A 23,272-nucleotide genomic window follows, 5' to 3' on the forward strand; every position below is an offset into this window, starting at 1 on the left:
GTGCGGCCGGGCCCCTCGGCTCCCCTCGCCTCGGCCGATCGGGTTGGATGGGCGGAGCGCCGCCAAAGCATCGGCGGGCGGCCTTACGCGGAAGAGGGGCAGTCAGCACATGGGATTCACGCCGGGCCGCCGCATCACCCACTGCCCGTACTGCGGGACGCGCTACGCGGACGGCGCCGAATGGCCCAGGGACTGCGCGGGCTGCGGCGAGACGAACTGGGCCAACCCCCTGCCCGTCGCGGTCGCGCTCCAGCCCGTCGCCACCGCCCGGGGCGGCCGGGGGCTGGTGGTGGTGCGGCGGGACATCGAGCCCTTCCGCGGCGAACTGGCTCTGCCCGGCGGTTACATGGAACTGGGCGAGAGCTGGCGGCAGGCCGCGGTGCGCGAGCTGTGGGAGGAGACCGGGCTGGAGGCGGCGGCGCGGGAGGTCACCCTCGTCGACGTCCACAACGGGGGCACCAGCCTCCTCGTGTTCGGCCTGCTGCCCGAGCGGGACGCCGCCTCCCTCCCCCCGTCGGCTCCCACGGCCGAGGCGACGGAGTGGATGGTGCTGGAGGAGCCGGCCGCGCTGGCCTTCCCGGCGCACACCGAGGTGATGCGCGCGTATCTGGCGGGGGAGGCCGCCGGTCCGGCCGTGTAGGGGCGGCGGACCGCCGGGGGCGCGGAGCGCGGCGGAATCGGTGCCGACGCCGGGCTGCGGACACCGGGCGGCGGCGCCACGGGGTCGTTTCGCGGTGGTTTCTCCCGTGTTCCGGGGGACTTTCGAGGCCGTGTCGCGGGAAGACGTTTACGAGCGCTTCACGCGGCGATACCTTGAGGTAATGGGAGCGCTCCCAGGAGTGATCGCCGGATGACCCCCACGCCTTTCCGGCCGACCGCCGCCCACGGGAGCGCCTCCGTGTATGGCCGTACACCCGGCGGCGGGTGGAGGCCGGCCCGGCCCGCTTCCCCGGGCCGGGCCGGCGCCGCCCGCCGACGCGGAAGACTCCGAAGGAGACCCCCCACCATGGCTGTTCAGCACACCGCCCGGCGCGCGGCGCCGGCCCGCTCCCCCCGCTCCTTAGCCCTCCTCGGGGCCGCCCTGTTCGGCCTCGTCATGGCATCGGCGCCCACACCGGCGACGGCCCACGGCGCGACCATGATGCCGGGCTCGCGCACCTACCTGTGCTACCAGGACCTGGTCAGGAACAACCACCAGCTGCCCTCCAACCCGGCCTGCGCGGACGCGGTCCGGGAGGACGGGACCACCGGGCTGTACAACTGGTTCGCCGTGCTCGACTCCAACGGCGGCGGACGCACCACGGGCTACATCCCGGACGGCAAGCTGTGCAGCGGCGGCGACCGGGGACCGTTCGACTTCTCCTCGTACAACGCCGCCCGCAGCGACTGGCCGAAGACGCACCTCACCTCCGGGGCGAACGTCCGGATCAAGCACAGCAACTGGGCGCACCACCCGGGCCGCTTCGACGTCTACATCACCAAGCAGGGCTGGTCCCCGAACAAGGCCCTGGCCTGGGGTGACCTGGAGAAGATCAACACCGTGACCAATCCGCCGCAGTCGGGCAGCGTCGGCTCCGAGACCGGTCACTACTACTGGGACGTCCGGCTGCCGCAGCGTTCCGGCCAGCACCTCATGTACATCCACTGGACGCGTTCCGACAGCCAGGAGAACTTCTACTCCTGCTCCGACGTCGTCTTCGACGGCGGCAACGGCAACGTGACGTGGTGACCGGGAGGCGCTCCGCACCAGGCGCGCGCTGACCCCCACCGGGCCCCGCCGGGTTTCTCCGGCGGGGCCCCTCCGTGTCCGCCCGCGCCCGCCCCCACTCCTCCATGCGTGTGCCCCGCCGGAGAAACCCGGCGGGGCACACGCATGGACGGACCCCGCGGATTCGGCCGGTCCGGCGACCCGCGCCTCCGGACGGGCACCGGCCTTCCCGCCGCGGCGCGGCGGGTGCGTCCGGGTGATGGAGCAGGCCGCTGACCTGCGGGGAAGCGACGGCACCTTCACCCGTGCGGGGCAGCGGGACGGAAAGCGCCCCCGGGCGGCCACAAGGGCTCTGAGCTGGGAATTAGCCGATTCGGTCACCGACTGTGATGGATTGCGTGCTCATATGTGCCGATTTAACGTGAATTGCGCGTGGTAGTGATCGGCTCATCACGGGCCGTGACGCAGTCCATGTGCCCTTTCCCCGGGCCCGGTCCCCGCACCGGGCCCTCCCCTCCCAGGAGGTTTCTCCACAATGGTCAAGTCGAAGCTCAGCAAGCTCGCCCTGGTCGCCGCCGGTGGCGCCGTCGCACTCGCCACCGCCGCCGGGCCGGCCTTCGCCGAGCCGCCCGCCCCCTCCGCCGACCTCGGCCGGCAGAGCGTCGAGGCCCCGCGCGCCGGTGCCGAGACGCGCAACCCGGAGATGGCGCCGGAGTCGATGGACGACAGGCACCACCACACCTACAAGGGCCGGGTCATCGCCCGCACCGGCCTGAACGTCCGCAGCCACCCCAACACCCGCAGCCGGGTTCTGGCGACCCTGCCCTACGGCAAGATCGTCCACATCCAGTGCAAGGTCAACAGCCAGAACATCGACGGCAACCCGCGCTGGTACAAGCTGGACCGCAGGTACCACCACCACGACGGCTGGGTCGCCGCCCGCTACGTGCAGAACATCGGCCCGGCCCCGAAGTTCTGCCGCCACTGACGGTCGGCAACGCCACCGCTGACGACCGCGGCCCAGCCCCCGGAGCCCGTCCCCGTCGCCCACCCGGCGGCGGGGGCGGGCGCCGCCGTGCGCGGACCGCCCGAGGGGCGAAAGCCCCCGCACCGCCGACGCACCCGCCGCTGGCGTGCGGTCCATGACGACCGACTCCGCGCACCACCTCGCCCAGGTCAACATCGCCCGCCTCAGGGCTCCACTGGGCTCCCCCCGCTGCGGGACTTCACCGAGGCCCTCGACCCGGTCAACGCCACCGCCGACGGCTTCGTGTGGCGGCTGCAGAGCGATTCGGGCAACGCGACGGACGTGCCCGTACTCGGGGACGACTGGCTGATCATCAACATGTCGGTGTGGCGGGACCTTCCCTCACTCAGGGCGTTCATGTACGCCGGCCGCCACCGGGAGCTGCTCAAGCGGCGCCACGAGTGGTTCGAGCGGGTCGGCGAGGCGATGGCCGCCCTGTGGTGGGTGGCGGAAGGGCACCGGCCCACCGTGGCGGAGGCAGAGGAGCGCCTGCTGCACCTGCGGGAGCACGGGCCGACGCCGTACGCGTTCGACCTGCGCACGGTCTTCGGTCCGCACGGCCGGGAGGGCTGAGTCGCGACCGGCCGGACGCGCCCGTGCGTCCGGCCGGTCGCGCGCGGGGGATTGACGGGCTTGCTGACGAGCGGTCTCATAAGAGGCGGCCCAGGTGTGACCGTCAGTAACCCGACAGTGAGGTGGCCGTGCGATGACGACCGCGACCGATGCCGGAGGGCTCCGGGACGCCCTCGGGCTGCTCAAGGACCGCGAACAGGTGGCCGAGCGTCTGCTCGAGTCGTCGGCCAGGCACTCCTTCGACCCCGACCGCGAGCTGGACTGGGACGCGCCCTTCGAGGAGGGCAAGTGGTTCTGGCCGCCGGAGCTGGTCTCCCTCTACGGCACCCCGCTGTGGAAGCGGATGTCCGAGGAGCGGCGGATGGACCTCGCCCGCCGCGAGGCCGCCTCGCTCGCCTCGCTCGGCGTCTGGTTCGAGATCATCCTCATCCAGTTGCTGGTGCGGCACATCTACGACAAGCCCATGGACAGCTCGCACGTGCGCTACGCCCTCACCGAGATCGAGGACGAGTGCCGGCACTCCAAGATGTTCACCCGCTTCATCTCCCGGGCGGGAGTGCGGCCGTACCCGGTCCCCAAGTTCCACCACAACCTGGCCCGGGTCCTCAAGACCGTTTCCACCACGCCCGGTTCGTTCACCGCGACGCTGCTGGGCGAGGAGGTCCTGGACTGGATGCAGCGGCTGACGTTCCCCGACGAGCGCGTCCAGCCGCTGGTGCGCGGCATCACCCGCATCCACGTCGTCGAGGAGGCCCGGCACGTGCGCTACGCGCGCGAGGAGCTGCGCCGCCAGATGGTGAGCTGCCCGCGCTGGGAGGCGGAGCTGACCCGGATCAGCTCCGGCCAGGCGGCCCGGGTGATGTCCATATCCTTCGTCAACCCGCAGGTCTACACGGACGTCGGGCTCGACCGCCGCGAGGCGCTCGCCCAGGTGAGGGCGAGCGGCCACCGCCGCGAGGTGATGCAGACGGGCGCCGGGCGGCTGACGGAGTTCCTGGACGAGATCGGGGTGCTGCGCGGGGCCGGCCGCAGGCTGTGGCGGAGCTCCGGGCTGCTGGCATAGGGCGTACCCGGGCAGGCGATACCGGGCGGGGCGGTGCGGGGGCGGCGGTACGGGCGGATGGGACGGAGGCGTCCGGCGGCGGTTACCCTGCCCGCATGACCGCCCCGGCATACCGCAGGCTCACCGTGGAGGAGCGGCGCGACCAGCTCCTCGGCGCCGCGCTGGTCCTTTTCGCGCACCGCGCCCCCGAGGACGTCTCGCTCGACGACGTCGCCGCGGCGGCCGGCGTCTCGCGCCCCCTGGTCTACCGCTACTTCCCCGGCGGAAAGCAGCAGTTGTACGAGGCCGCCCTCGGCAGCGCGGCCGATGAGCTGCGGCGGTGCTTCGCCGAGCCGCAGAGCGGCCCGCTCAGCCGCAGGCTGTCGCGGGCGCTGGACCGCTACCTCGCCTTCGTCGACGGGCACGACGCGGGGTTCGCCGCCCTGCTGAGGGGCGGCAGCGTCGCCGAGACGTCCCGGACGGACGCGATCGTGGACGGGGTGCGGCGGGCCGCGGCCGAGCAGATCCTGCTGCACCTGCGGGTGGAACCGGGTCCGGAGCCGGGCCCGCGGCTGCGGATGGCGGTCCGCACCTGGATCGCCGCGGTGGAGGCCGCCTCGCTGATCTGGCTCGACGAGGGCAAGCAGCCGCCGCTGCCCGAGCTGCGCGACTGGCTGGTGGACCACTTCCTCGCCCTGCTCGCCGCCACCGCCGCCGGCGACGCGCGGGCGGCGCGGATCGCCCGCGCCGCGCTGGCCCTGGAGCGGCCGGACGGGCTGGCGGGGCGGCTGGTCCGGCAGGTGGCCCCGGTGGTCGGCGACGCCCTCCACCTGCTGTGACACTGGAGCGGTGAGGAGCGAGGAGACAGCGTTCACCGGCGGGCCGATGGACGGGCGGGTGCTGCCCGTCCTGCTCGGCCCCACGGGGCGTCCGCCGAAGTACTACGAGATTCCCGTCCCCGATCCCGCGGGTGGGCGGCCCGTCGTCCACGTCTACCGCCTGGAGGCGGTGACCGGCGGCGGGAGGTGGTCGGTGCTGCCGCGCGGCTGGCGGTACGTGTACCGGCCGGAGGGCAGGCAGCGGCGCGTTCCGAGGTGGCCGTGGAGCCGGCCGGGCACCGGGGCCGGGAGGACCGGGGAAGGCTGAGCGGACCGCCTCAGCCGAGTCCCACACCCACGGCCCCCGGCACGAGTACGCACGAGCCCGCCTTCCCCTGCGACGACGTCACGCCCACCGGGGAGAGTGATCCGGCGGGCGCGGTGACGTACACCGGGCGGCCCGGTGAGCGGGCTCCGGCCGGGCCGCCGTACGCCACGGGCCCTTACGGCGTTTGCCGCAGCCGGGGTGCCGCTGCGGAGGCCGGCCCCGGCCGCGCGTGCCACGATCGCCGCAGGGCCTTCGCGGGGAGCCCGCGAGGCGGTGGCGGTGCGGAGCGCGGAGGTGAGCCGGTGGTGAGGGTTCGGGTCCGTCTGGTGCGGGCGGCGGTGACGGCGGTGGCGGCGGTGACGGGTGCCGCGATCGCCGCGGGGCCGGGGCCGTCCGCCGCCGCTGCCCCCTCCCCTCCCCCGGTGCCGGCCCCTCCCCCGGTCCCCCCGTCACCGGACGGGTTCGGGGACGGGGGGACCGGGGAGGCGGGCGGGGTGTTCGGGGACGCCTCGGCGGCCGGTGACGTGCCCGTCAGCGAGCTGCTGACCCGGATGCGGGACCTGTACCGGCGGGCCGAGGCCGCCGGCGAGACGCACGGCGCCGTCGAACGGGAGGCGGCCGAGCGGCGCGGGAAGGTCGACCGGCTCCAGCGCGAGCTGGCCGGTACCCGTGTACGGCTGGCCGAGGCCCGCGACGAGGCCGGACGGCTGGCCCGGCAGCACTACCGGGGCTCCTCCGGGGTGCTTCCGCCCTCCCTGCGGCTGCTGTTCGGCCGTGACGAGCGGGAGGTGCGCACGGTGCTGGAGCGCGGGCGGGCGGTGGAGCGGGTGCTGGGCGACCGGGCCGCCGAGGCGGCCCGGCTGTCGGCCGAGGAGCGGCGGCTGGACCGGCTCGCGACCCGGGCGCGCGGCGCCCTGGACCGGCAGCTCACGCTCGCCGGCGACAGCGGGCGGCGGCGGGACGCGGCCGGGCGGCGGCTGGCGGAGGTGGAGCGGGCGCTCGCCTCGCTCGACGACGGCGAGCTGGCCGAGCTGCGCCTCGCGGAGGCGGCGCGGCACGGCCGGTGAGGCGTACACCGGCCGTGCCGCGTGTGGCCGGCGGGGGCGTGCGGCCGGCCGGCGGCGTGGTTCAGTCCGAGGCCAGGCTCGCCAGGTACGCCTGCGCCTTCTCCGGGTCGAAGAACCAGTTCTCCAGGTCGGACGGGTCGCTGAAGGCGTTGGCGAAGCGGTTCGCCAGCTCCTGGTGCTCCATGCCCGCGCCGATCAACTGCAGCACGTGCTCCGGCGGCGGCGCCAGCAGGCCGTTCGACCACTTGGTGACGTGCCGGGCCGTGTCCTCCCAGAAGCGCTCGAAGGTGGCCCGCATCCACTCCTCGTCGAACGGCCTGTCCCCGTGTTCCAGGATGGAGGCCAGGTAGGAGGCGGCGCACTTGGAGGCGGTGTTGGAGCCCTGTCCGGTGATCGGGTCGTTGGCCACCACCACGTCCGCCACGCCCAGCACCGCGCCGCCCGAGGGGAGGCGGCCGACCGGCTTGCGGACGGTCGGCGCGTAGCGGCCGGCGAGCGTGCCGCCCGCGTCGGTCAGCTCGGCCTTGCGGGCCCGCTCGTACTCCCACGGGGTGAAGCGCTTCATCAGCTCCAGCGTGAGGTCCAGGTGCTCGGCGGGGTCCTTGACGCCCTGGAAGACGTCCAGCGGGCCGCCGGGGATCCCCTCCCAGAACATGATGTCGCAGGCGCCGGAGACGGTGTAGCCGGGGATCATGAACAGCTCGCCGACGCCCGGCACCAGGTTGAAGCGCACCGCCAGCATGTCGGGGTGCTCCGGCCGCCGTTCCAGGCCGTGCACGTAGGAGACCGCCAGCGCACGCTGCGGCTTGTCGTACGGCGAGCGCGAGGCATCGCGCTCGAACATCGTCACCAGCTCGCCCTTGCCGGCCGCGACGAGCACCAGGTCGTAGGTGCGGGCGAAGAAGTCCAGGTCGGAGACGGCCGCGCCGTGGATGACGAGCTGGCCGCCGCGCTGGGCGAAGGTCTCCAGCCAGCCGGCCATCTTCACGCGCTGGTCGATCGACTGGGCGTGGCCGTCCAGGTGGCCCACCCAGTCGATGACACGGGACCCTTCGGGGCCGACGACGGAGACGCCCAGGCCCTCGGTGCGCGGGCTCTGGTCCTCCCAGAAGTTGATCTCCAGGTCGCGCTCGTGCTGGAGGGCCTGGTCGAACATGCACTGGGTGGACATGACCCGGCCGCCGCGGATCTCGTCCGCCGTGCGGTTCGACATCACGGTGACCTCGTAGCCGTGCGACTGGAGGCCGAGCGCGAGCTGGAGACCGGACTGGCCGGCTCCGACGATGAGTATCTTCCGCATGGCGGTTCTCCCCTGGGATGCCTGGGTGATGGGGTGCCTGGGTGTGGGGGTGCGTGGGGCGCCGGGGCGTGGGGCGCCGGGGCGGGACCGGGTGTGCCGGTCAGGCGGGGGTGAGGTTCAGCGCGTGGCCGACGAGCGCCGTCAGCGAGTCGACGACCGTGTCCCGCTTGCGCGCGTCCATGATGACGACGGGCACGCGGTCGGGGACGGACAGCGCCTCGCGCACGTCCTCGGCCTCGTAGTACTCCGTCCCCTCGAAGTGGTTGACGGCGACGACGTAGGGCAGGGCGCAGCTCTCGAAGTAGTCGAGCGCCGGGAAGCAGTCCTCCAGCCGGCGGGTGTCGGCCATCACCACCGCGCCGATCGCGCCGCGGGCCAGGTCGTCCCACATGAACCAGAAGCGCCGCTGGCCGGGTGTGCCGAACAGGTACAGCACCAGGTCGGCGTCGAGGGTGACGCGGCCGAAGTCCATGGCGACCGTGGTCGTGGTCTTCTCGGGGGTGGCGGTTAGGTCGTCGGTGCCCTCGCTGGCCTGGGTCATCACCGCCTCGGTGGTCAGCGGTTCGATCTCGGAGACCGAGCCGACGAAGGTCGTCTTGCCCACGCCGAAGCCTCCCGCCACCACGATCTTGACGGAGATCGGGGCGCGTCCGCGCTCCTCCTGCCAGGGCTGGAGCTTCTCGGCGCTCTGTGCCGGGTCGTTCACGGCGTCCACCACGGGTCTTTCTCGGGGTCTGCTTCGGGTCTGCTCTGCTTCGGGTCTGCGTCGGTGTCGGTGTCCGGCCCTGTGCGCCGGACGGCGTGCGGGAGGGCCCGTCAGAGCCTGCGGAGTCCGACCAGCACCCTCTCCAGCAGTGCGCGGTCGGGGCGGTCGTTGTCGTAGCCGGTGCCGTAGACCCGGATGCGCCCCTGGTCGGCGAGGTCGCTGAGCAGTACGCGCACCACGCCCAGCGGCATCCGCAGACGGGCGGCGATCTCGGCGACCGAGCGCATCCGGCGGCACAGCTCGACGATGGCCCGCATCTCGGGCATCACGCGGTCGCGCAGGCCGCCGGAGGTCAGCTCCAGGCGTGCTTCGGGGGCCTCGATGGCGGCGACGAGGGTCTCCACCAGCAGGACGTGCCCGAAGCGGGTGCGGCCGCCGGTCAGGGAGTAGGGGCGCACGCGCGCGGGTTTGCGTACGGGCAGCGGGCTGTGGGAGGTCACTGGTCCAGCTCCATCGACGTGCGCAGTTCGGTGCGGAGTTCGGGGGTGAGGACGTGTCCGGCCCGGCCGACGAAGAGGGCCATGTGGTAGGCGACGACGCTCATGTCGCAGTCGGGGGCGGCGTGGACGCCGAGCAGCGAGCCGTCGCTGATCGACATCACGAACAGGCTGCCCTCGTCCATCGCGACCATGGTCTGCTTGACGGGCCCGGCGTCCATCAGCTTGGAGGCGCCCTGGGTGAGGGAGCCGAGGCCGGAGACGATGGTGGCCAGGTCCGCGCCGGAGTCCCTGGGACCGCGCTCCGGCCGTCCTCCCGGCTCCCGGCGCGGGGCGGCGCCGTCCGCGCGCTCCCCGCCGCCGTCCTCCTCGCGGTCCGGTCCGCCGTCGGGACCGGCGGCCCCGGCGGGCCCGCCCGGTTCGGAGGAGAGCAGGAGCAGGCCGTCGGAGGACACCACGGCGACGGACCGTACGCCGGGGACCTCGTCGACCAGGTTGGACAGCAGCCAGCGCAGGTTGCGTGCCTGGCGGCTGGGCGTGTGTGCGGTGGTGGGCGCGTTCACTTGCGTGCCTCCTCGACAGTGCCACCCGTCTCCGTCGCCTCCGCGCGGTCGTCCGCCGGGCCCTCGCTCCGGTCGGCGGCGACCTGCTCGGCGGCGATCTGCGCCTCCGCGTCGCGCTGGCCGTCCCGGGCGCCCTGCTGGAAGCCGCCGAGCCGTCTGCGCAGCTCCTCGGCCCTCAGGCCGCCCGTGCGGGGCCGGGAGACGTCGACTCCGGTCTCCACGGTCCGCGGTGTGCGCTTGGGGAGCCCCTTGGCGGTGACGGTCCGCGGGGCGGGTGAGGTCCCGTCCTCCACGGCGGAGGCGGGAGCGGGTTCGGGGGCCGATTCCGGAACCGTTTCCGGAGCCGCCGCCGGCGCCTCGTCCCGGGTCCGGCTGTGCTCGCGGGGGTCCTCGGGCTCGGCGTGGCGCGGGCCCGTGGCCCGCGCCGGAGCGTCGCGCGGGGGGTCGGCCGCGGCGCGGGCGGCCGGGGGAGGCGCGGCGTCCTCGGTGATCCGGGGGATCGGCGCGGTCTCGGTGACGTCGTCGGCGGCGGCATCCGCGGTGCGGGCCGCGGTGCCGGCGCCCTCGCTGTCCGCTCCCGCGTCCGGCCCGTCCGTGCCCGCCGCCACCGCCGGGTGTGCCCGGTCCGGACGGAACGGCAGTGCGTTGCCGTTGGCCTCGGCGACCGTGCCCGGCAGGGGCTGCGCCGTCCCCGCGGTGGCGGTCCTGGCCCCCGCGATGGCCCCGGGCACCGGGCGGTCGGGCAGCAGGGCGCGCGGCAGGACCGCGATCGCGGTGATGCCGCCCTGCTTCTGCTCACGCAGCTGCACCCGTACGCCGTGCCGCGCGGCGAGCCGGGCCACCACGTAGAGGCCCATGCCCAGCGCGTCGTCGTCCTCGGGGGCGGCGAAGGCCCCGTCGGCCAGCTTGGCGTTCAGTTCGGCCAGCCGCTCGGGGGAGGAGCCGATGCCCTCGTCCTGGACGGAGAGCATGATCTCGCCGTTCTCCAGCATCCAGCCCGACAGCCGCACCTCGGCCTCCGGCGGCGAGAAGGCGGTGGCGTTGTCCACCAGTTCGGCGATCAGATGGCTGATGTCGTCGGCGGCGGATCCGGAGACCCGGGCGTGCGGCGGCAGTGTGGCGATCTCCACCCGCTCGTAGCGCTCGATCTCGCTGACCGCGGCGCGCAGCACGTCCAGCAACGGCACCGGCTCCAGATGGCCGGTGGTGTGCTCGGAGCCCGCCAGGAGGAGCAGGTTCTCGCTGTGGCGGCGCATCCGGGTGGCGAGGTGGTCGAGCTTGAACAGGGAGGCGAGCCGCTCCGGCTCCTTCTCCTCGTGCTCCATGGACTCGATCAGGGCGAGCTGCCGCTCCACCAGCCCCAGGGTCCGCAGCCCGAGGTGGACGAACGTGCCGTTGGAGGTGCCCTGGCGGCGCTCGGGGCCCTCGCCGCCGGCGGACTCGGCGGGCCCGGCGGCGGCCCTCGCGGACTCGTGTTCGCGCAGCAGCTTCTCGTGCTCGGCGGTCAGAGCGGTCAACCGCTCGCGCACGGCGGCGACTTCGGCGGCGAGCGGGGCGTCGCCGGTCTCGCGCGCGGGACCGGCGGACGGCTCCCCCACCGCGGCGGGCCGCGCGGGACCGGCCGCTTCGAAGTCCGCGGGCCGCTCGGAGCCGGCCGCGGCCTCGGCCCGGACGGCGCGCTCGTGCAGCTCGGCGGCGGTGGCCCGCAGGCGGTTGACGGCGCGTACGACGTCGGCGAACTCGTCGTTGCGGCCGGTGTACACCACCGGCTCCTCGCCCACCGGGTCGGCGGCCACCCGCTCGCCGCCGCGCCGCAGGACCGACAGCGGCCGGGCCATCGAACGGGCGGTCTGCACGCTGATGCCGACGGCGAGCACCAGGCAGACCCCCAGGAGGGCGGCGCGCAGCTCCAGTGCCGTGACGTCGTCGTCGCGCAGCCCCTCCAGCCTCTCCACCTCGGCGGCCGCCAGTGAGGACTCCATGCTGCGCATGCGGTCCACCCGGGCGGTGAGCGCGGACGCCACGCGGTCGGAGTCCAGGGAGCGGTCCTGGTAGTCCAGCCGCGGCTGGTCGGTGAGGCGGGCCAGGTAGCGCTCGGCCAGCGTCACGTCGGTGCCGGTGACGGTCCTGGCGTACGCGTCGCGGTCGCCGGCCAGCGCGGTCTGGTCGAAGTCGGCGAGGGCGGCCTGCTCGCGCAGGTGCGCCTGCTGGGCGGCGGCGGTCAGACGCGGCTGCTCGCCCTCGCCGGCGAGGGCGGCCAGCAGCAGCCCGCGGGCGGCGGAGGCCTGCTCGACGGCGCGCCCGAGGTCGGGGAGCGCGTCGGCCGTCGCGTTCTCGGCGCGTGCGGGCAGGGCGCGGGTGGTGGCGGCGGTGATGCCGCCGAGGGACTGGATGAGCTGGGTGTAGGCCTCGTACGTCTCGACGGCGCCGCCCTCACCGGCCACGGCCCGCTGTCGGGTGTCGGGGAAGGCGTCGAGCAGCCTGCGTATGTCGGCGGGGGCGTCGGCGCTCAGCTCCCGGATGGCGCGGTCCACCCGGGCGCGCTCCCGCTCGGAGAGCCCCTCGCCGTCCACGGCGGTGCGGCCCGCGGCGATGTGGCGGACGACGGCGTCGCGCTCGTCGGCCAGGGCGTGGGAGAGCGAGACCGCGCGGCGGCCCAGGTCGGCGCGGTCGACCAGTCGCTGGGCGTCGGTCAGGTCGCGCGAGGCCGTGGCCACCGAGGGCGCGCCCGCGGCGAGTACGGCGGCGGCGCACAGTACGACGGAGGCGAGGAGTCTGTTGCGCACCCGCGCCCTGCGCCCGGTGGGGGGTGGTGCGGAGGCTGTGCCGTCCTGGCGGTCCTGCCGGCTGCTCCGGTGTCGCTTCTTCCCCACCCGTGCTCGCAATCTCGCTTCCGCCGTCCCGGACCAGTCCGGGACGCGACAGTCCAATGTGTGCGGCAGGGGACCGTATCCCGTCCGATCACGGCTGCCCGCGGCGGCCGACGTTTCCATCTCCGCGGCGGATGCGGAGGCGGTCCCCCTGCCGGGCCACTCGAAGGAGTGAACATCACGGGGGAGTTGCCGAACAACTCCGATGCCGCGACCGGTTCGGCCACACACCGGTCAGGGGTTGGAAATCCGCCCGGCCTTTTGGCAGTATTCGCGCCCGCCGTTTCACGGAAACCCCGATTCCGGTAGAACTCCGGCGAAGGAACCGCAGGTCGTGACAGTGGTTCAGACCTGCCCTCGGCCCGCCGTCCGCCCTCTGCCGGCGGCGCCCGTCCCGCGCACCCTTCCGGCCCCTCCGGCACACTGGCGCGCATGCGGATCGAGATGGCGAGCGAGCCCGGCAGCCCCCAGGTCCCCAACGAGGACTACGCGTCGGTAGCCCTACCTGCGGCGGGAAGGGGCGGGGCGCTGGTGGTGCTGGACGGCGTGACCCCGCCCCCCGAGGACACCGGGTGCGCCCACGACGTGCCGTGGTACGTGGCCCGGCTGGGCGGGGCGCTGCTCGAACTGTCCGGTTCACGGCGGGATATGACACTCAGGGAGTGCCTGGCCTCCGCCATCGGCCGGACCGCCGCCTCCCACGGCCCGGGGTGTGACCTTTCTCACTCCCGCACTCCGCAGGCGACGGTGGTGCTGGCCCGCTGGGACGACTCGGCCGTCGAGCATCTGGTGCTCTCCGACTCGGCGCTGCTGGTGGAGGGCGCGGACGGGGCGGTGACGCCCGTTCTCGACTCCCGGCTGGACGGGCTGCGGCCCGCCGCGCGGGCGCTGCCCCCGGCCGGGCGGGCCGCGTATCTGGAGTCCCTGCGCAACACCGAGGGCGGCTTCTTCACCGCGGCGGCCGATCCGTCGGTGGCCGGGCGCGCGGTGGCGGGCTCGGCGCCCCGCGAACGGGTGCGCGCGCTGGCCGCGTTGAGCGACGGCGTCACGCGCTGGACGGACACCTTCCGCCTGGGCGACTGGACCGCGCTGATGGCGGTGCTCCGCAAGGAGGGTCCCCGGTCGCTGATCGGGCGGGTGCGCACCGCCGAGTCGGCCGACCGCGCCGGCGCGGCCTTTCCGCGCGGCAAGGCGCACGACGACGCGACGGCCGTACTGGTGGAGTTCTAGACGCCTTCCCGGCCCGTTTCCCGGTCCCCCCGGCCCCGTCTGCCGGGGGGCGGAATCCGCCGGGGGCGGACCGGGAACCGTCCGGGGGCGGACCGCGTGCGCACCGAGGCGCCCGCTTCCGGCCCGCTCTCCGCTCAGACCGCGACCGGCAGGTCCGCCCCGGCGGGGGCCAGGGCCAGCTCCAGCACCCGGCGGACATCCGAGACCGGGTGGACCTCCAGCTTGCGCAGCACCTCCTCGGGCACGTCGTCCAGGTCCGGCTCGTTCCGCTCGGGGATGACCACCGTGGTGATCCCGGCGCGGTGGGCGGCCAGCAACTTCTGCTTCACCCCGCCGACCGGCAGGACGCGGCCGGTCAGCGACACCTCACCGGTCATCGCCACCTCCGGGCGGACCCGGCGGCCCGACAGCAGCGAGGCCAGCGCGGTCGTCATGGTGACGCCCGCGCTCGGCCCGTCCTTGGGCACCGCGCCCGCCGGGACGTGGAGGTGGACGCCGCGGTCCCTCAGATCGCCCACCGGCAGCTCCAGTTCCGCTCCCCGCGAGCGCAGGTAGGACAGGGCGATGTGCGCGGACTCCCTCATCACCTCGCCCAGCTGGCCGGTCAGCGTCAGGCCGGAGCCGCCCGTCTCCGGATCGGCCAGCGACGCCTCGACGTGGAGGACGTCCCCTCCCGCCCCGGTGACGGCCAGCCCGGTGGCCACTCCGGGGACGGCGGTGCGCCGCCCGGCCGGGTCCTGGGCGGACTCCGGGGTGTGGCGCGGGCGGCCGATCAGGGCGCGCAGATCCTCCGCGCCGACCGTGAACGGCAGCTCGCGCTCCCCCAGTTCGTACTGGGCCGCGACCTTGCGCAGCAGCCGCGCCACGGACCGCTCCAGGTCGCGCACCCCCGCCTCGCGGGTGTACTCGCCCGCGAGCCTGCGCAGCGCGTCCTCCTCCAGCACCACCTCGCCGTCCTCCAGCCCGGCGCGCTCGCGCTGGCGGGGCACCAGGTGGTCGCGGGCGATGACGACCTTCTCGTCCTCGGTGTAGCCGTCCAGCCGCACCAGCTCCATGCGGTCCAGCAGGGGCTGGGGGATGGATTCCAGGACGTTGGCGGTGGCCAGGAAGACCACGTCGGACAGGTCTAGTTCGACCTCCAGGTAGTGGTCGCGGAAGGTGTGGTTCTGTGCGGGGTCCAGCACCTCCAGCAGGGCGGCGGCCGGATCGCCGCGGAAGTCGCTGCCGACCTTGTCGATCTCGTCGAGCAGTACGACCGGGTTCATCGAGCCGGCCTCCTTGACGGCCCGCACGATCCGGCCCGGCATCGCGCCGACGTAGGTGCGGCGGTGGCCGCGGATCTCGGCCTCGTCGCGCACCCCGCCGAGTGCGACGCGGACGAACTTCCGCCCCATCGCCCGGGCCACGGATTCCCCCAGGGACGTCTTGCCGACTCCGGGCGGCCCGACCAGGGCCAGCACCGCGCCGCCCCGGCGTCCCCCCACCAGACCCATGCCCCGTTCGGCCCGGCGCTTGCGGACGGCCAGGTACTCGGTGACGCGCTCCTTGACGTCCTCCAGGCCGGCGTGGTCGGCGTCCAGGACGGCGCGGGCGCCGGCGATGTCGTAGGCGTCCTCGGTCCGCTCGTTCCACGGCATCTCCAGGACGGTGTCCAGCCAGGTGCGGATCCAGCCGCTCTCGGGGCTCTGCTCGGGGGCGCGCTCCAGGCGGTCGGCCTCCTTCAGGGCGGCCTCGCGGACCCTGGGCGGCAGGTCGGCGGCCTCCACCCGGGCGCGGTGGTCGTCGCCCTCGCCCTCCGCCTGTCCGCTCAGCTCGGCCAGCTCCTTGCGGACGGCCTCCAACTGGCGGCGGAGCAGGAACTCGCGCTGCTGTCTGTCCACACCCTCCTGGACGTCCTTGGCGATGGCCTCGGCGACGTCCTGCTCGGCGAGGTGGTCGCGCAGCCAGGTGACGGCCAGCCTCAGCCGCTCCACCGGGTCGGTGGTCTCCAGCAGCCTGATTCGCTGGCCGGAGCCCAGGAAGGGGCTGTAGCCGGAGTTGTCGGCGAGCTGCCCGGGGTCGTCGATCTGCTGGACGCGGTCCACGACCTGCCAGGCGCCTCGCCTGCGCAGCCAGCTGGTGGCCAGCGCCTTGTACTCCCTGACGAGTTCGGCGACGGCGCCGGGCAGCGGATCGGGGACGCCCTCCTCGATCCCGGCGCCCTCCACCCACAGGGCGGCGCCCGGCCCGGTGGTGCCCGCGCCGATCCGCACCCGGCTCACACCCCGGATCAGGGCGCCGGGGTCGCCGTCGGCCAGCCGGCCGACCTGCTCGACGCGGCCGAGCACTCCGATGTCCGCGTAGGAGCCGTCGATGCGCGGCACGAGCAGCACCTGCGGCTTCTCCCCCCTGCCGTCCCTGCCGTCGGGACCGCCGGAGCCGGGCGCGCCGTCCCCGGCGGCGGACTGGGCGGCCTCCACCGCGGCCCGCACCTCGGCGTCGGACAGGTCCAGCGGCACCACCATGCCGGGCAGCACCACCTCGTCGTCGAGCGGCAGCACGGGCAGGGTGAGCGTTGCGGGCGACAGAGCCATGATCTCTCCCTCGGCAGACAAGTTGAGCTGAAGCGACTCAACACCCGTTCAATGTCCGGGCGGTGCGCCGTGTTCCCCGTCATGTGTTCGCTGCGAGCGATCACCGCGCTCACCGGCCCCGCCCGCCCCGCTCCGCCCGCCACCGGCAGGATGGCCGGCATGACGGCCGACACCCGGAACCCGCACTCCCCGCACCCCCCGTACGAGACGGCGGCCGGCCACGGGGCCGACGCCCCCCTCGTGCTGGACCGCCGCGACGGCCCCCACGGCGAGGTGGTGCTGCGGCGGCACGGTGAGCTGCTGCAGATCATCGCCAACGGCTGCTTCCTGATGGACACCTCCGACGGCCGCTCCGAGCGCCTGCTGGTGCGGGCCGCGCTCGAGGAGCTGGACGCCGGCGGCGGCCGGCCCTCCCCGGCCGTGCTGATCGGCGGGCTGGGCGTCGGCTTCTCACTGGCCGAGGCGGCCGCCGAGCCGCGCTGGGGGCGGATCACGGTGGTCGAGCGGGAGGAGGCGGTGATCGACTGGCACCGCGACGGTCCGCTCGGCGAGGTCTCCCGCGGCGCGCTGGCCGACCCCCGGGTGCGGATCGCCCCCGAGGACCTCCTGGCGCACCTGACCGGCGGCGGCCCCGGCAACGGCGAACCGTACGACGCGCTGTGCCTGGACGTCGACAACGGCCCCGACTGGACGGTCACCGAGGACAACGGCTCGCTCTACACGCCCGCCGGGCTCGCCGCCTGCGCACGGCGGCTCGCCCCGGGCGGGGTGCTGGCCGTGTGGTCCGCGCAGCCGTCCCGGGCGTTCGGCGAAGCGCTCCGAAATGCCGGGTTCACGCGGGTGCGCACCGAAGAGGTGCCCGTCGCCCGAGGCGTCCCGGACGTGGTGCACCTGGCCACCCGACCGGCGTAGCGCAGCGCACACGCGCCCTTTACGCTCTAGCGAGAAACCGAGCGGTAGGGCGAGACGTATGGACCACAGGAACACCACGCAGTCCCACGGCGGCACCGCCGCCGCGGCGGCCACCCCGGGCGCCCAGCGCCGGATCCTGGTCGTGGAGGACGACCCGACCATCACCGAGGCGGTCGCCGCCCGGCTGCGCGCCGAGGGCTTCCAGGTCCGCACCGCCGGGGACGGCCCGGCGGCGGTGGAGGCGGCCGAGGCGTGGCAGCCCGACCTGCTGGTCCTGGACGTGATGCTGCCGGGTTTCGACGGTCTGGAGGTCTGCCGCCGGGTGCAGGCCCAGCGGCCGGTCCCGGTGCTGATGCTCACCGCCCGGGACGACGAGACCGACATGCTGGTCGGCCTGGGGGTCGGTGCGGACGACTACATGACCAAGCCCTTCTCCATGCGGGAGATGGTCGCGCGCGCCCACGTCCTGCTGCGCCGCGTGGAGCGGGCCACGATCGCCGCTTCCTCCCCCCGCTCGGGCACGCTGCGGCTGGGCGAGCTGGAGATCGACAACGCCCAGCGCCGGGTGCGGGTGTCCGGCCGGGACGTCCATCTCACCCCGACCGAGTTCGACCTGCTGGTCTGCCTGGCCAACTCCCCCCGCGCGGTGCTCTCGCGCGAACAGCTCCTGGCCGAGGTGTGGGACTGGGCGGACGCCTCGGGCACACGCACGGTCGACAGCCACATCAAGGCGCTGCGCCGGAAGATCGGCGCGGAGCGGATACGTACCGTCCACGGCGTCGGCTACGCGCTGGAGGCTCCCGCCCCGGCCCCCGACTGGACATGAGCGCGGCGGGCGCGGGCCGCCGCCGGCGCTCCCTGTGGAACCGGTTCTGGGAGGGCGTGCGCCCCGTGGACCCGTTCCGCTCCGTGAAGGCCGCGCTGGGCGCGCTGGTGATCGTCACGGTGGCCATCACCACCCTGCTGACCATCGTCGCGGTCCACTCGGCCATCGAGCTGCGGGTGATCGCCCTGCTCGCGGTGATCGCCTCGCTGGTGGTCACCCAGTTCGTGGCGCACGGGCTGGCCGCGCCGCTGGACGAGATGACGAACGCCGCCCGCTGGATGGCGCGCGGCGACTACAGCCGGCGGGTCCGTGTCGACCGCCGCGACGAGCTGGGCGAGCTGGCCGGGACCTTCAACAGCATGGCCGCCGACCTGGAGGCCGCCGACCGGCACCGCAAGGAGCTGGTGGCCAACGTCTCGCACGAGCTGCGCACCCCGATCGCGGCGCTGCGCGCGGTGCTGGAGAACGTGGTGGACGGGGTCTCCGAGGCCGATCCGGCGACGATGGACATCGCACTGCGGCAGACCGAGCGCCTGGGCCGCCTGGTGGAGCACCTGCTGGACCTGTCCAGGCTCGACAACGGCGTGGTGCCGCTGCACTCGCGCCGCTTCGAGGTGTGGCCCTACCTGGCGGGCGTGCTCAAGGAGGCCAACATGACCAAGGGTCAGGGGCACTCCCGCACCGACGTCCACCTCCATCTGGAGGTGACACCGTCGGACATGGTCGCGTACGCCGACACCGAACGGCTGCACCAGGTGGTCGCCAACCTGATCGACAACGCCGTCAAGCACAGTCCGTCCCACGGCCGGGTGACGGTGCGGGCACGCCCGGGCCGGGCGCCGCTGAGCCTGGAGCTGGAGGTGCTGGACGAGGGCCCGGGCATCCCGGAGGCGGACCGCGCCAGGGTCTTCGAGCGCTTCGGCCGCTCCGCCCCGGCCGAGGGCAAGGACGGCGGCACGGGGCTGGGGCTGGCCATCGCGCGCTGGGCGGTGGATCTGCACGGCGGGCGGATCGGAGTGGCCGAGTCCCCGCGCGGCTGCCGGATCCTCGTCACCCTTCCCGGCGATACGTCCGGACTGGAGTTGACGTAGGCTCGAAGCAGCCGCGAGGTGAGGGAGCGAAGCAGGGGCCACTCCCTGGGCCGCCCCTTCCCCGAAACAGTCGAACCATGTTCGTTTCCCGTCAGGGAAAGCGCCGAAACGCGCCTGTGAATGTGACTTAGACGACGCAAACACCATGCCGACTGCACCGAACGGCGCAGGGAGCGTAGCCTTTATTTCTGCTGTCCACCCACACAGGTAAGCGGAAGAGGGCGGTTGCCGCCGTGTCGCCACAGGCCCCCAAGACTTCGAGTTCTCCCAGGACCGACCAGGACGGGCAGGGCAAGAGTCCTGCCGCTGGTTTCGGTGCCAACGAGTGGCTCGTCGACGAGATCTACCAGCAGTACCTCCAGGACCCGAACTCAGTGGACCGGGCCTGGTGGGACTTCTTCGCCGACTACAAGCCGGGACAGGCCGCCGGAGGTGCCGCGGCCCCCAGCGCGTCGAAGCCCGCGGGTGAGCCCCAGGCGTCACAGGCCTCCCGGCCTCAGCAGACGGCGCCCGCCGCGAAGGCCCCCGCGGCCGAGCCCGCCAAGGCCGCGCCCGCGAAGAGCGAGCCGGCCGCCAAGCCCGCCGCCGAGGGCGCGCCCCCCAGGAGCGAGCCCGCCAAGCCCGCCGCCGGGGCCGAGAGCGCCGAGGGCGGGGAAGGCCGGGCGGCCGGACCGGAGTACGTGCCGCTGCGCGGCCCGTCCGCCGCGGTCGCCCGGAACATGAACGCCTCGCTGGAGCTGCCCACCGCCACGTCGGTGCGCGCGATCCCGGTGAAGCTGCTCATCGACAACCGCATCGTCATCAACAACCACCTCAAGCGCGCCCGCGGCGGCAAGGTGTCCTTCACGCACCTCATCGGCTACGCCATGGTGCAGGCGCTCAAGGCGATGCCGTCGATGAACCACTCGTACACCGAGAAGGACGGCAAGCCGACGCTGGTCAAGCCCGACCACGTCAACCTCGGCCTGGCCATCGACCTGGTCAAGCCGGGCGGTGCCCGCCAGCTCGTGGTGGCCGCCATCAAGAAGGCCGAGACGCTGACCTTCTTCGAGTTCTGGCAGGCCTACGAGGACATCGTGCGCCGCGCCCGGAACAACAAGCTGACGATGGAGGACTTCTCCGGCGTCACCGCCTCGCTGACCAACCCCGGCGGCATCGGCACCGTCCACTCGGTGCCGCGCCTGATGCCCGGCCAGGGCCTGATCATCGGCGTCGGCGCGATGGAGTACCCGGCGGAGTTCCAGGGCACCTCGCAGGACACCCTGAACAAGCTGGGCGTCTCCAAGGTCATGACGCTGACCAGCACCTACGACCACCGGGTGATCCAGGGCGCCGCCTCCGGCGAGTTCCTGCGGATCATGCACCAGCTGCTGCTCGGCGAGAACGACTTCTACGACGAGATCTTCAAGGCGCTGCGCATCCCCTACGAGCCGGTGCGCTGGCTGCGCGACATCGACGTCTCCCACGACGACGACGTCACCAAGGCCGCCCGTGTCTTCGACCTGATCCACTCCTACCGGGTCCGCGGCCACGTCATGGCCGACACCGACCCGCTGGAGTACGAGCAGCGCAAGCACCCCGACCTGGACATCACCGAGCACGGGCTCACCCTGTGGGACCTGGAGCGGGAGTTCGCGGTCGGCGGCTTCGCCGGCAAGTCCCTGATGAAGCTGCGCGACATCCTGGGCGTGCTGCGCGACTCGTACTGCCGCACCACCGGCATCGAGTACATGCACATCCAGGACCCCAAGCAGCGCAAGTGGATCCAGGACCGCGTCGAGCGCCCGCACTCCTCGCTGGAGCGCGACGAGCAGCTGCGCATCCTGCGCAGGCTGAACGCCGCCGAGGCGTTCGAGGTCTTCCTGCAGACCAAGTACGTGGGCCAGAAGCGCTTCTCGCTGGAGGGCGGCGAATCCGTCATCCCGATGCTGGACGCCGTGCTCGACGCCGCCGCCGAGGCGCGTCTGGACGAGGTCGTCGTCGGCATGGCCCACCGCGGCCGCCTCAACGTGCTGGCCAACATCGTGGGCAAGTCCTACGCCCAGATCTTCCGCGAGTTCGAGGGCAACCTCGACCCGAAGTCGATGCACGGCTCCGGCGACGTGAAGTACCACCTGGGCGCCGAGGGCACCTTCACCGGCCTGGACGGCGAGGAGATCAAGGTCTCCCTCACCGCCAACCCCTCCCACCTGGAGGCCGTGGACCCGGTCGTGGAGGGCGTGGCCCGCGCCAAGCAGGACATCATCGGCAAGGGCGGCACGGACTTCACCGTCCTGCCCGTCCAGCTCCACGGCGACGCGGCCTTCGCGGGCCAGGGCGTGGTGGCCGAGACGCTGAACATGTCGCAGCTGCGCGGCTACCGCACCGGCGGCACCGTGCACGTGGTCATCAACAACCAGGTCGGCTTCACCGCCCCGCCGGAGTCGGCGCGCTCCTCGATGTACGCCACGGACGTGGCGCGGATGATCGAGGCTCCGGTCTTCCACGTCAACGGCGACGACCCGGAGGCCTGTGTGCGCGTGGCGCGGCTCGCCTTCGAGTTCCGCCAGGCGTTCAACAAGGACGTGGTGATCGACCTCATCTGCTACCGCCGCCGCGGTCACAACGAGGCCGACAACCCGCACTTCACCCAGCCGGTGATGTACAACCTGATCGACAAGAAGCGCTCGGTGCGCAAGCTCTACACCGAGTCGCTGATCGGCCGGGGCGACATCACGCTGGAGGAGGCCGAGCAGGCGCTCCAGGACTTCCAGGGGCAGCTGGAGAAGGTCTTCACCGAGGTCCGCGACGCCACCAGCCGGCCGGCCCCGGCGGAGGTTCCGGCCCCGCAGGCGGAGTTCCCGGTCTCGGTGGACACCGGCGTCAGCGCGGAGGTCCTCAAGCGGATCGCCGAGTCCCAGGTCAACATCCCCGAGCGGATCACCGTCCACCCCAGGCTGCTGCCGCAGCTCCAGCGCCGCGCGGCGATGGTGGAGGAGGACAGGATCGACTGGGCGATGGGCGAGACGCTCGCCGTCGGCTCGCTGCTGATGGAGGGCACCCCCGTCCGGCTGGCCGGCCAGGACTCCCGCCGCGGCACCTTCGGCCAGCGCCACGCGGTGCTGGTGGACCGGGAGACCGGCGAGGACTACACCCCGCTGCTCTACCTGTCCGAGGACCAGGCCCGCTTCAACGTCTACGACTCGCTGCTGAGCGAGTACGCGGCGATGGGCTTCGAGTACGGCTACTCCCTGGCCCGCCCCGAGGCGCTGGTGATGTGGGAGGCGCAGTTCGGCGACTTCGTCAACGGCGCGCAGACGGTCGTGGACGAGTTCATCTCCTCGGCCGAGCAGAAGTGGGGCCAGACCTCCGGCGTCACGCTGCTGCTGCCGCACGGCTACGAGGGCCAGGGCCCGGACCACTCCTCGGCCCGGATCGAGCGCTTCCTCCAGCTGTGCGCGCAGAACAGCATGACGGTCGCGGCGCCGACCCTGCCCTCGAACTACTTCCACCTGCTGCGCTGGCAGGTGCACAACCCGCACCACAAGCCGCTGGTCGTCTTCACCCCGAAGTCGATGCTCCGGCTCAAGGCGGCGACCTCGAAGGCGGCGGAGTTCGCCTCCGGCGGCTTCCGCCCGGTCATCGGCGACGCCTCGGTGGACCCGGCCCAGGTGCGCAAGGTCGTCTTCTGCTCCGGCAAGGTCTACTACGACCTCGCAGCCGAGCGGAGCAAGCGGGGCGTGACCGACACCGCGATCATCCGGCTGGAGCGGCTGTACCCGCTGCCCAGCAAGGAGATCCAGGCCGAGATGGCCCGCTACTCCGGCGCGTCGACGATCGTGTGGGCGCAGGAGGAGCCGGCGAACCAGGGCGCGTGGCCGTTCATCGCGCTCAATCTGGTGGACCACCTCGACCTGTTCATCGGCTCGGGGAAGGCCCCGAACGCGGACCGGCTGCGCCGGGTCTCGCGTCCGTCCTCCTCCTCCCCGGCGGTGGGCTCCGCCAAGCGTCACCAGGCCGAGCAGCAGCAGCTGGTCGACGAGGTCTTCGACCTCTGAGCCGGCGAGGCCGGCAGAAGGGCCGAGGGCGGCCGGCCGCCGCCCGCAGGCCCCGTGGGGCCCGTACCGTCACCTCGACGGTACGGGCCCCACGCCCGTGATAC

General features: G+C 73.6%; 17 protein-coding genes and 2 pseudogenes. 13 read left to right on the plus strand and 6 right to left on the minus strand.

What is annotated here, in order from left to right:
• Positions 1 to 109: 109 nt before the first annotated feature.
• From IQ279_RS21400 to IQ279_RS21435, 8 genes and pseudogenes are all read left to right on the plus strand, one after another.
• Positions 110 to 640 carry an NUDIX domain-containing protein gene (locus tag IQ279_RS21400; RefSeq protein ID WP_206350589.1) on the plus strand — a complete coding sequence of 177 codons (531 nt, stop codon included), beginning with the start codon at positions 110 to 112 and terminating at the stop codon, positions 638 to 640.
• A 366-nt stretch (positions 641 to 1,006) separates the two neighbouring features.
• Positions 1,007 to 1,723 (plus strand): annotated as a pseudogene (locus tag IQ279_RS21405) (lytic polysaccharide monooxygenase auxiliary activity family 9 protein); the annotation flags it as partial.
• A gap of 520 nt (positions 1,724 to 2,243) precedes the next feature.
• Entirely contained in the window at positions 2,244 to 2,696 is a 453-nt protein-coding gene (locus tag IQ279_RS21410; RefSeq protein WP_206350593.1) for an SH3 domain-containing protein, read from the plus strand.
• A 154-nt stretch (positions 2,697 to 2,850) separates the two neighbouring features.
• A pseudogene (locus IQ279_RS21415) lies at positions 2,851 to 3,308 on the plus strand (DUF3291 domain-containing protein).
• 133 nt (positions 3,309 to 3,441) lie between these two features.
• Positions 3,442 to 4,371, plus strand: coding sequence for an AurF N-oxygenase family protein (locus tag IQ279_RS21420; protein WP_206350595.1), 930 nt, complete (start codon positions 3,442 to 3,444; stop codon positions 4,369 to 4,371).
• Positions 4,372 to 4,466: 95 nt separating this feature from the next.
• A complete protein-coding gene (locus IQ279_RS21425; RefSeq protein ID WP_206350598.1) occupies positions 4,467 to 5,189 on the plus strand; it encodes a TetR/AcrR family transcriptional regulator in 723 nt (240 codons plus the stop codon).
• A 10-nt stretch (positions 5,190 to 5,199) separates the two neighbouring features.
• Positions 5,200 to 5,496 carry a DUF8847 domain-containing protein gene (locus IQ279_RS21430; protein WP_206350599.1) on the plus strand — a complete coding sequence of 99 codons (297 nt, stop codon included), beginning with the start codon at positions 5,200 to 5,202 and terminating at the stop codon, positions 5,494 to 5,496.
• 494 nt (positions 5,497 to 5,990) lie between these two features.
• Positions 5,991 to 6,563 (plus strand): hypothetical protein, encoded by a 573-nt coding sequence (locus tag IQ279_RS21435; RefSeq protein ID WP_206350601.1) that lies wholly within the window; start codon positions 5,991 to 5,993, stop codon positions 6,561 to 6,563.
• A gap of 61 nt (positions 6,564 to 6,624) precedes the next feature.
• Here IQ279_RS21435 and IQ279_RS21440 read toward each other — a convergent pair whose 3' ends face one another.
• The 5 genes from IQ279_RS21440 to IQ279_RS21460 all read right to left on the minus strand — a co-directional run bounded on the left by IQ279_RS21440 (position 6,625) and on the right by IQ279_RS21460 (position 12,415).
• Positions 6,625 to 7,863 (minus strand): styrene monooxygenase/indole monooxygenase family protein, encoded by a 1,239-nt coding sequence (locus IQ279_RS21440; protein ID WP_206350602.1) that lies wholly within the window; start codon positions 7,861 to 7,863, stop codon positions 6,625 to 6,627.
• Positions 7,864 to 7,963: 100 nt separating this feature from the next.
• Positions 7,964 to 8,581, minus strand: a complete 618-nt coding sequence (locus tag IQ279_RS21445) for a GTP-binding protein (protein WP_206350603.1) — start codon at positions 8,579 to 8,581, stop codon at positions 7,964 to 7,966.
• A gap of 98 nt (positions 8,582 to 8,679) precedes the next feature.
• Positions 8,680 to 9,069 (minus strand): DUF742 domain-containing protein, encoded by a 390-nt coding sequence (locus tag IQ279_RS21450; protein ID WP_206350604.1) that lies wholly within the window; start codon positions 9,067 to 9,069, stop codon positions 8,680 to 8,682.
• The gene (locus IQ279_RS21455) at positions 9,066 to 9,629 is read right to left on the minus strand and encodes a roadblock/LC7 domain-containing protein (RefSeq protein WP_206350605.1); all 564 of its coding nucleotides are present in this window, start codon (positions 9,627 to 9,629) and stop codon (positions 9,066 to 9,068) included. The genes IQ279_RS21450 and IQ279_RS21455 overlap by 4 nt, the downstream gene beginning before the upstream one ends.
• Entirely contained in the window at positions 9,626 to 12,415 is a 2,790-nt protein-coding gene (locus IQ279_RS21460; protein WP_307792466.1) for a sensor histidine kinase, read from the minus strand. The genes IQ279_RS21455 and IQ279_RS21460 overlap by 4 nt, the downstream gene beginning before the upstream one ends.
• A gap of 516 nt (positions 12,416 to 12,931) precedes the next feature.
• On the opposite strand from IQ279_RS21460, the gene IQ279_RS21465 reads away from it, so the two are divergent.
• Positions 12,932 to 13,729 carry a hypothetical protein gene (locus IQ279_RS21465; protein WP_206350607.1) on the plus strand — a complete coding sequence of 266 codons (798 nt, stop codon included), beginning with the start codon at positions 12,932 to 12,934 and terminating at the stop codon, positions 13,727 to 13,729.
• Between the two features lie 134 nt (positions 13,730 to 13,863).
• Here the strand turns inward: IQ279_RS21465 and lon are convergent, their stop codons facing one another.
• Positions 13,864 to 16,302: an endopeptidase La gene (gene lon / locus IQ279_RS21470; protein WP_206350609.1), complete on the minus strand. Its 2,439-nt coding sequence runs from the start codon at positions 16,300 to 16,302 to the stop codon at positions 13,864 to 13,866.
• 159 nt (positions 16,303 to 16,461) lie between these two features.
• Between lon and IQ279_RS21475 the strand changes: the two genes are divergently transcribed.
• The 4 genes from IQ279_RS21475 to IQ279_RS21490 all read left to right on the plus strand — a co-directional run bounded on the left by IQ279_RS21475 (position 16,462) and on the right by IQ279_RS21490 (position 23,168).
• Positions 16,462 to 17,214, plus strand: a complete 753-nt coding sequence (locus IQ279_RS21475; protein WP_241028512.1) for a spermidine synthase family protein — start codon at positions 16,462 to 16,464, stop codon at positions 17,212 to 17,214.
• Between the two features lie 58 nt (positions 17,215 to 17,272).
• Positions 17,273 to 18,040 carry a response regulator transcription factor gene (locus tag IQ279_RS21480; protein WP_206350610.1) on the plus strand — a complete coding sequence of 256 codons (768 nt, stop codon included), beginning with the start codon at positions 17,273 to 17,275 and terminating at the stop codon, positions 18,038 to 18,040.
• Positions 18,037 to 19,131 (plus strand): HAMP domain-containing sensor histidine kinase, encoded by a 1,095-nt coding sequence (locus tag IQ279_RS21485; RefSeq protein WP_206350612.1) that lies wholly within the window; start codon positions 18,037 to 18,039, stop codon positions 19,129 to 19,131. The genes IQ279_RS21480 and IQ279_RS21485 overlap by 4 nt, the downstream gene beginning before the upstream one ends.
• Positions 19,132 to 19,364: 233 nt before the next feature.
• Positions 19,365 to 23,168, plus strand: a complete 3,804-nt coding sequence (locus tag IQ279_RS21490; RefSeq protein ID WP_206350614.1) for a multifunctional oxoglutarate decarboxylase/oxoglutarate dehydrogenase thiamine pyrophosphate-binding subunit/dihydrolipoyllysine-residue succinyltransferase subunit — start codon at positions 19,365 to 19,367, stop codon at positions 23,166 to 23,168.
• Positions 23,169 to 23,272: the final 104 nt, after the last annotated feature.

The organism is Streptomyces verrucosisporus (assembly GCF_017114865.1).
Lineage (GTDB): Bacteria > Actinomycetota > Actinomycetes > Streptomycetales > Streptomycetaceae > Streptomyces > Streptomyces fenghuangensis.

Excerpts from the sequence above, each read along its gene's own strand:
- IQ279_RS21425 (WP_206350598.1), top strand. The coding sequence starts at position 4,467 with ATGACCGCCCCGGCATACCGCAGGCTCACCGTGGAGGAGCGGCGCGAC.
- IQ279_RS21440 (WP_206350602.1), bottom strand. The coding sequence starts at position 7,863 with ATGCGGAAGATACTCATCGTCGGAGCCGGCCAGTCCGGTCTCCAGCTC.
- IQ279_RS21485 (WP_206350612.1), top strand. The coding sequence starts at position 18,037 with ATGAGCGCGGCGGGCGCGGGCCGCCGCCGGCGCTCCCTGTGGAACCGG.
- IQ279_RS21420 (WP_206350595.1), top strand. The coding sequence starts at position 3,442 with ATGACGACCGCGACCGATGCCGGAGGGCTCCGGGACGCCCTCGGGCTG.
- IQ279_RS21475 (WP_241028512.1), top strand. The coding sequence starts at position 16,462 with ATGACGGCCGACACCCGGAACCCGCACTCCCCGCACCCCCCGTACGAG.
- lon (WP_206350609.1), bottom strand. The coding sequence starts at position 16,302 with ATGGCTCTGTCGCCCGCAACGCTCACCCTGCCCGTGCTGCCGCTCGAC.
- IQ279_RS21400 (WP_206350589.1), top strand. The coding sequence starts at position 110 with ATGGGATTCACGCCGGGCCGCCGCATCACCCACTGCCCGTACTGCGGG.
- IQ279_RS21480 (WP_206350610.1), top strand. The coding sequence starts at position 17,273 with ATGGACCACAGGAACACCACGCAGTCCCACGGCGGCACCGCCGCCGCG.
- IQ279_RS21410 (WP_206350593.1), top strand. The coding sequence starts at position 2,244 with ATGGTCAAGTCGAAGCTCAGCAAGCTCGCCCTGGTCGCCGCCGGTGGC.
- IQ279_RS21465 (WP_206350607.1), top strand. The coding sequence starts at position 12,932 with ATGCGGATCGAGATGGCGAGCGAGCCCGGCAGCCCCCAGGTCCCCAAC.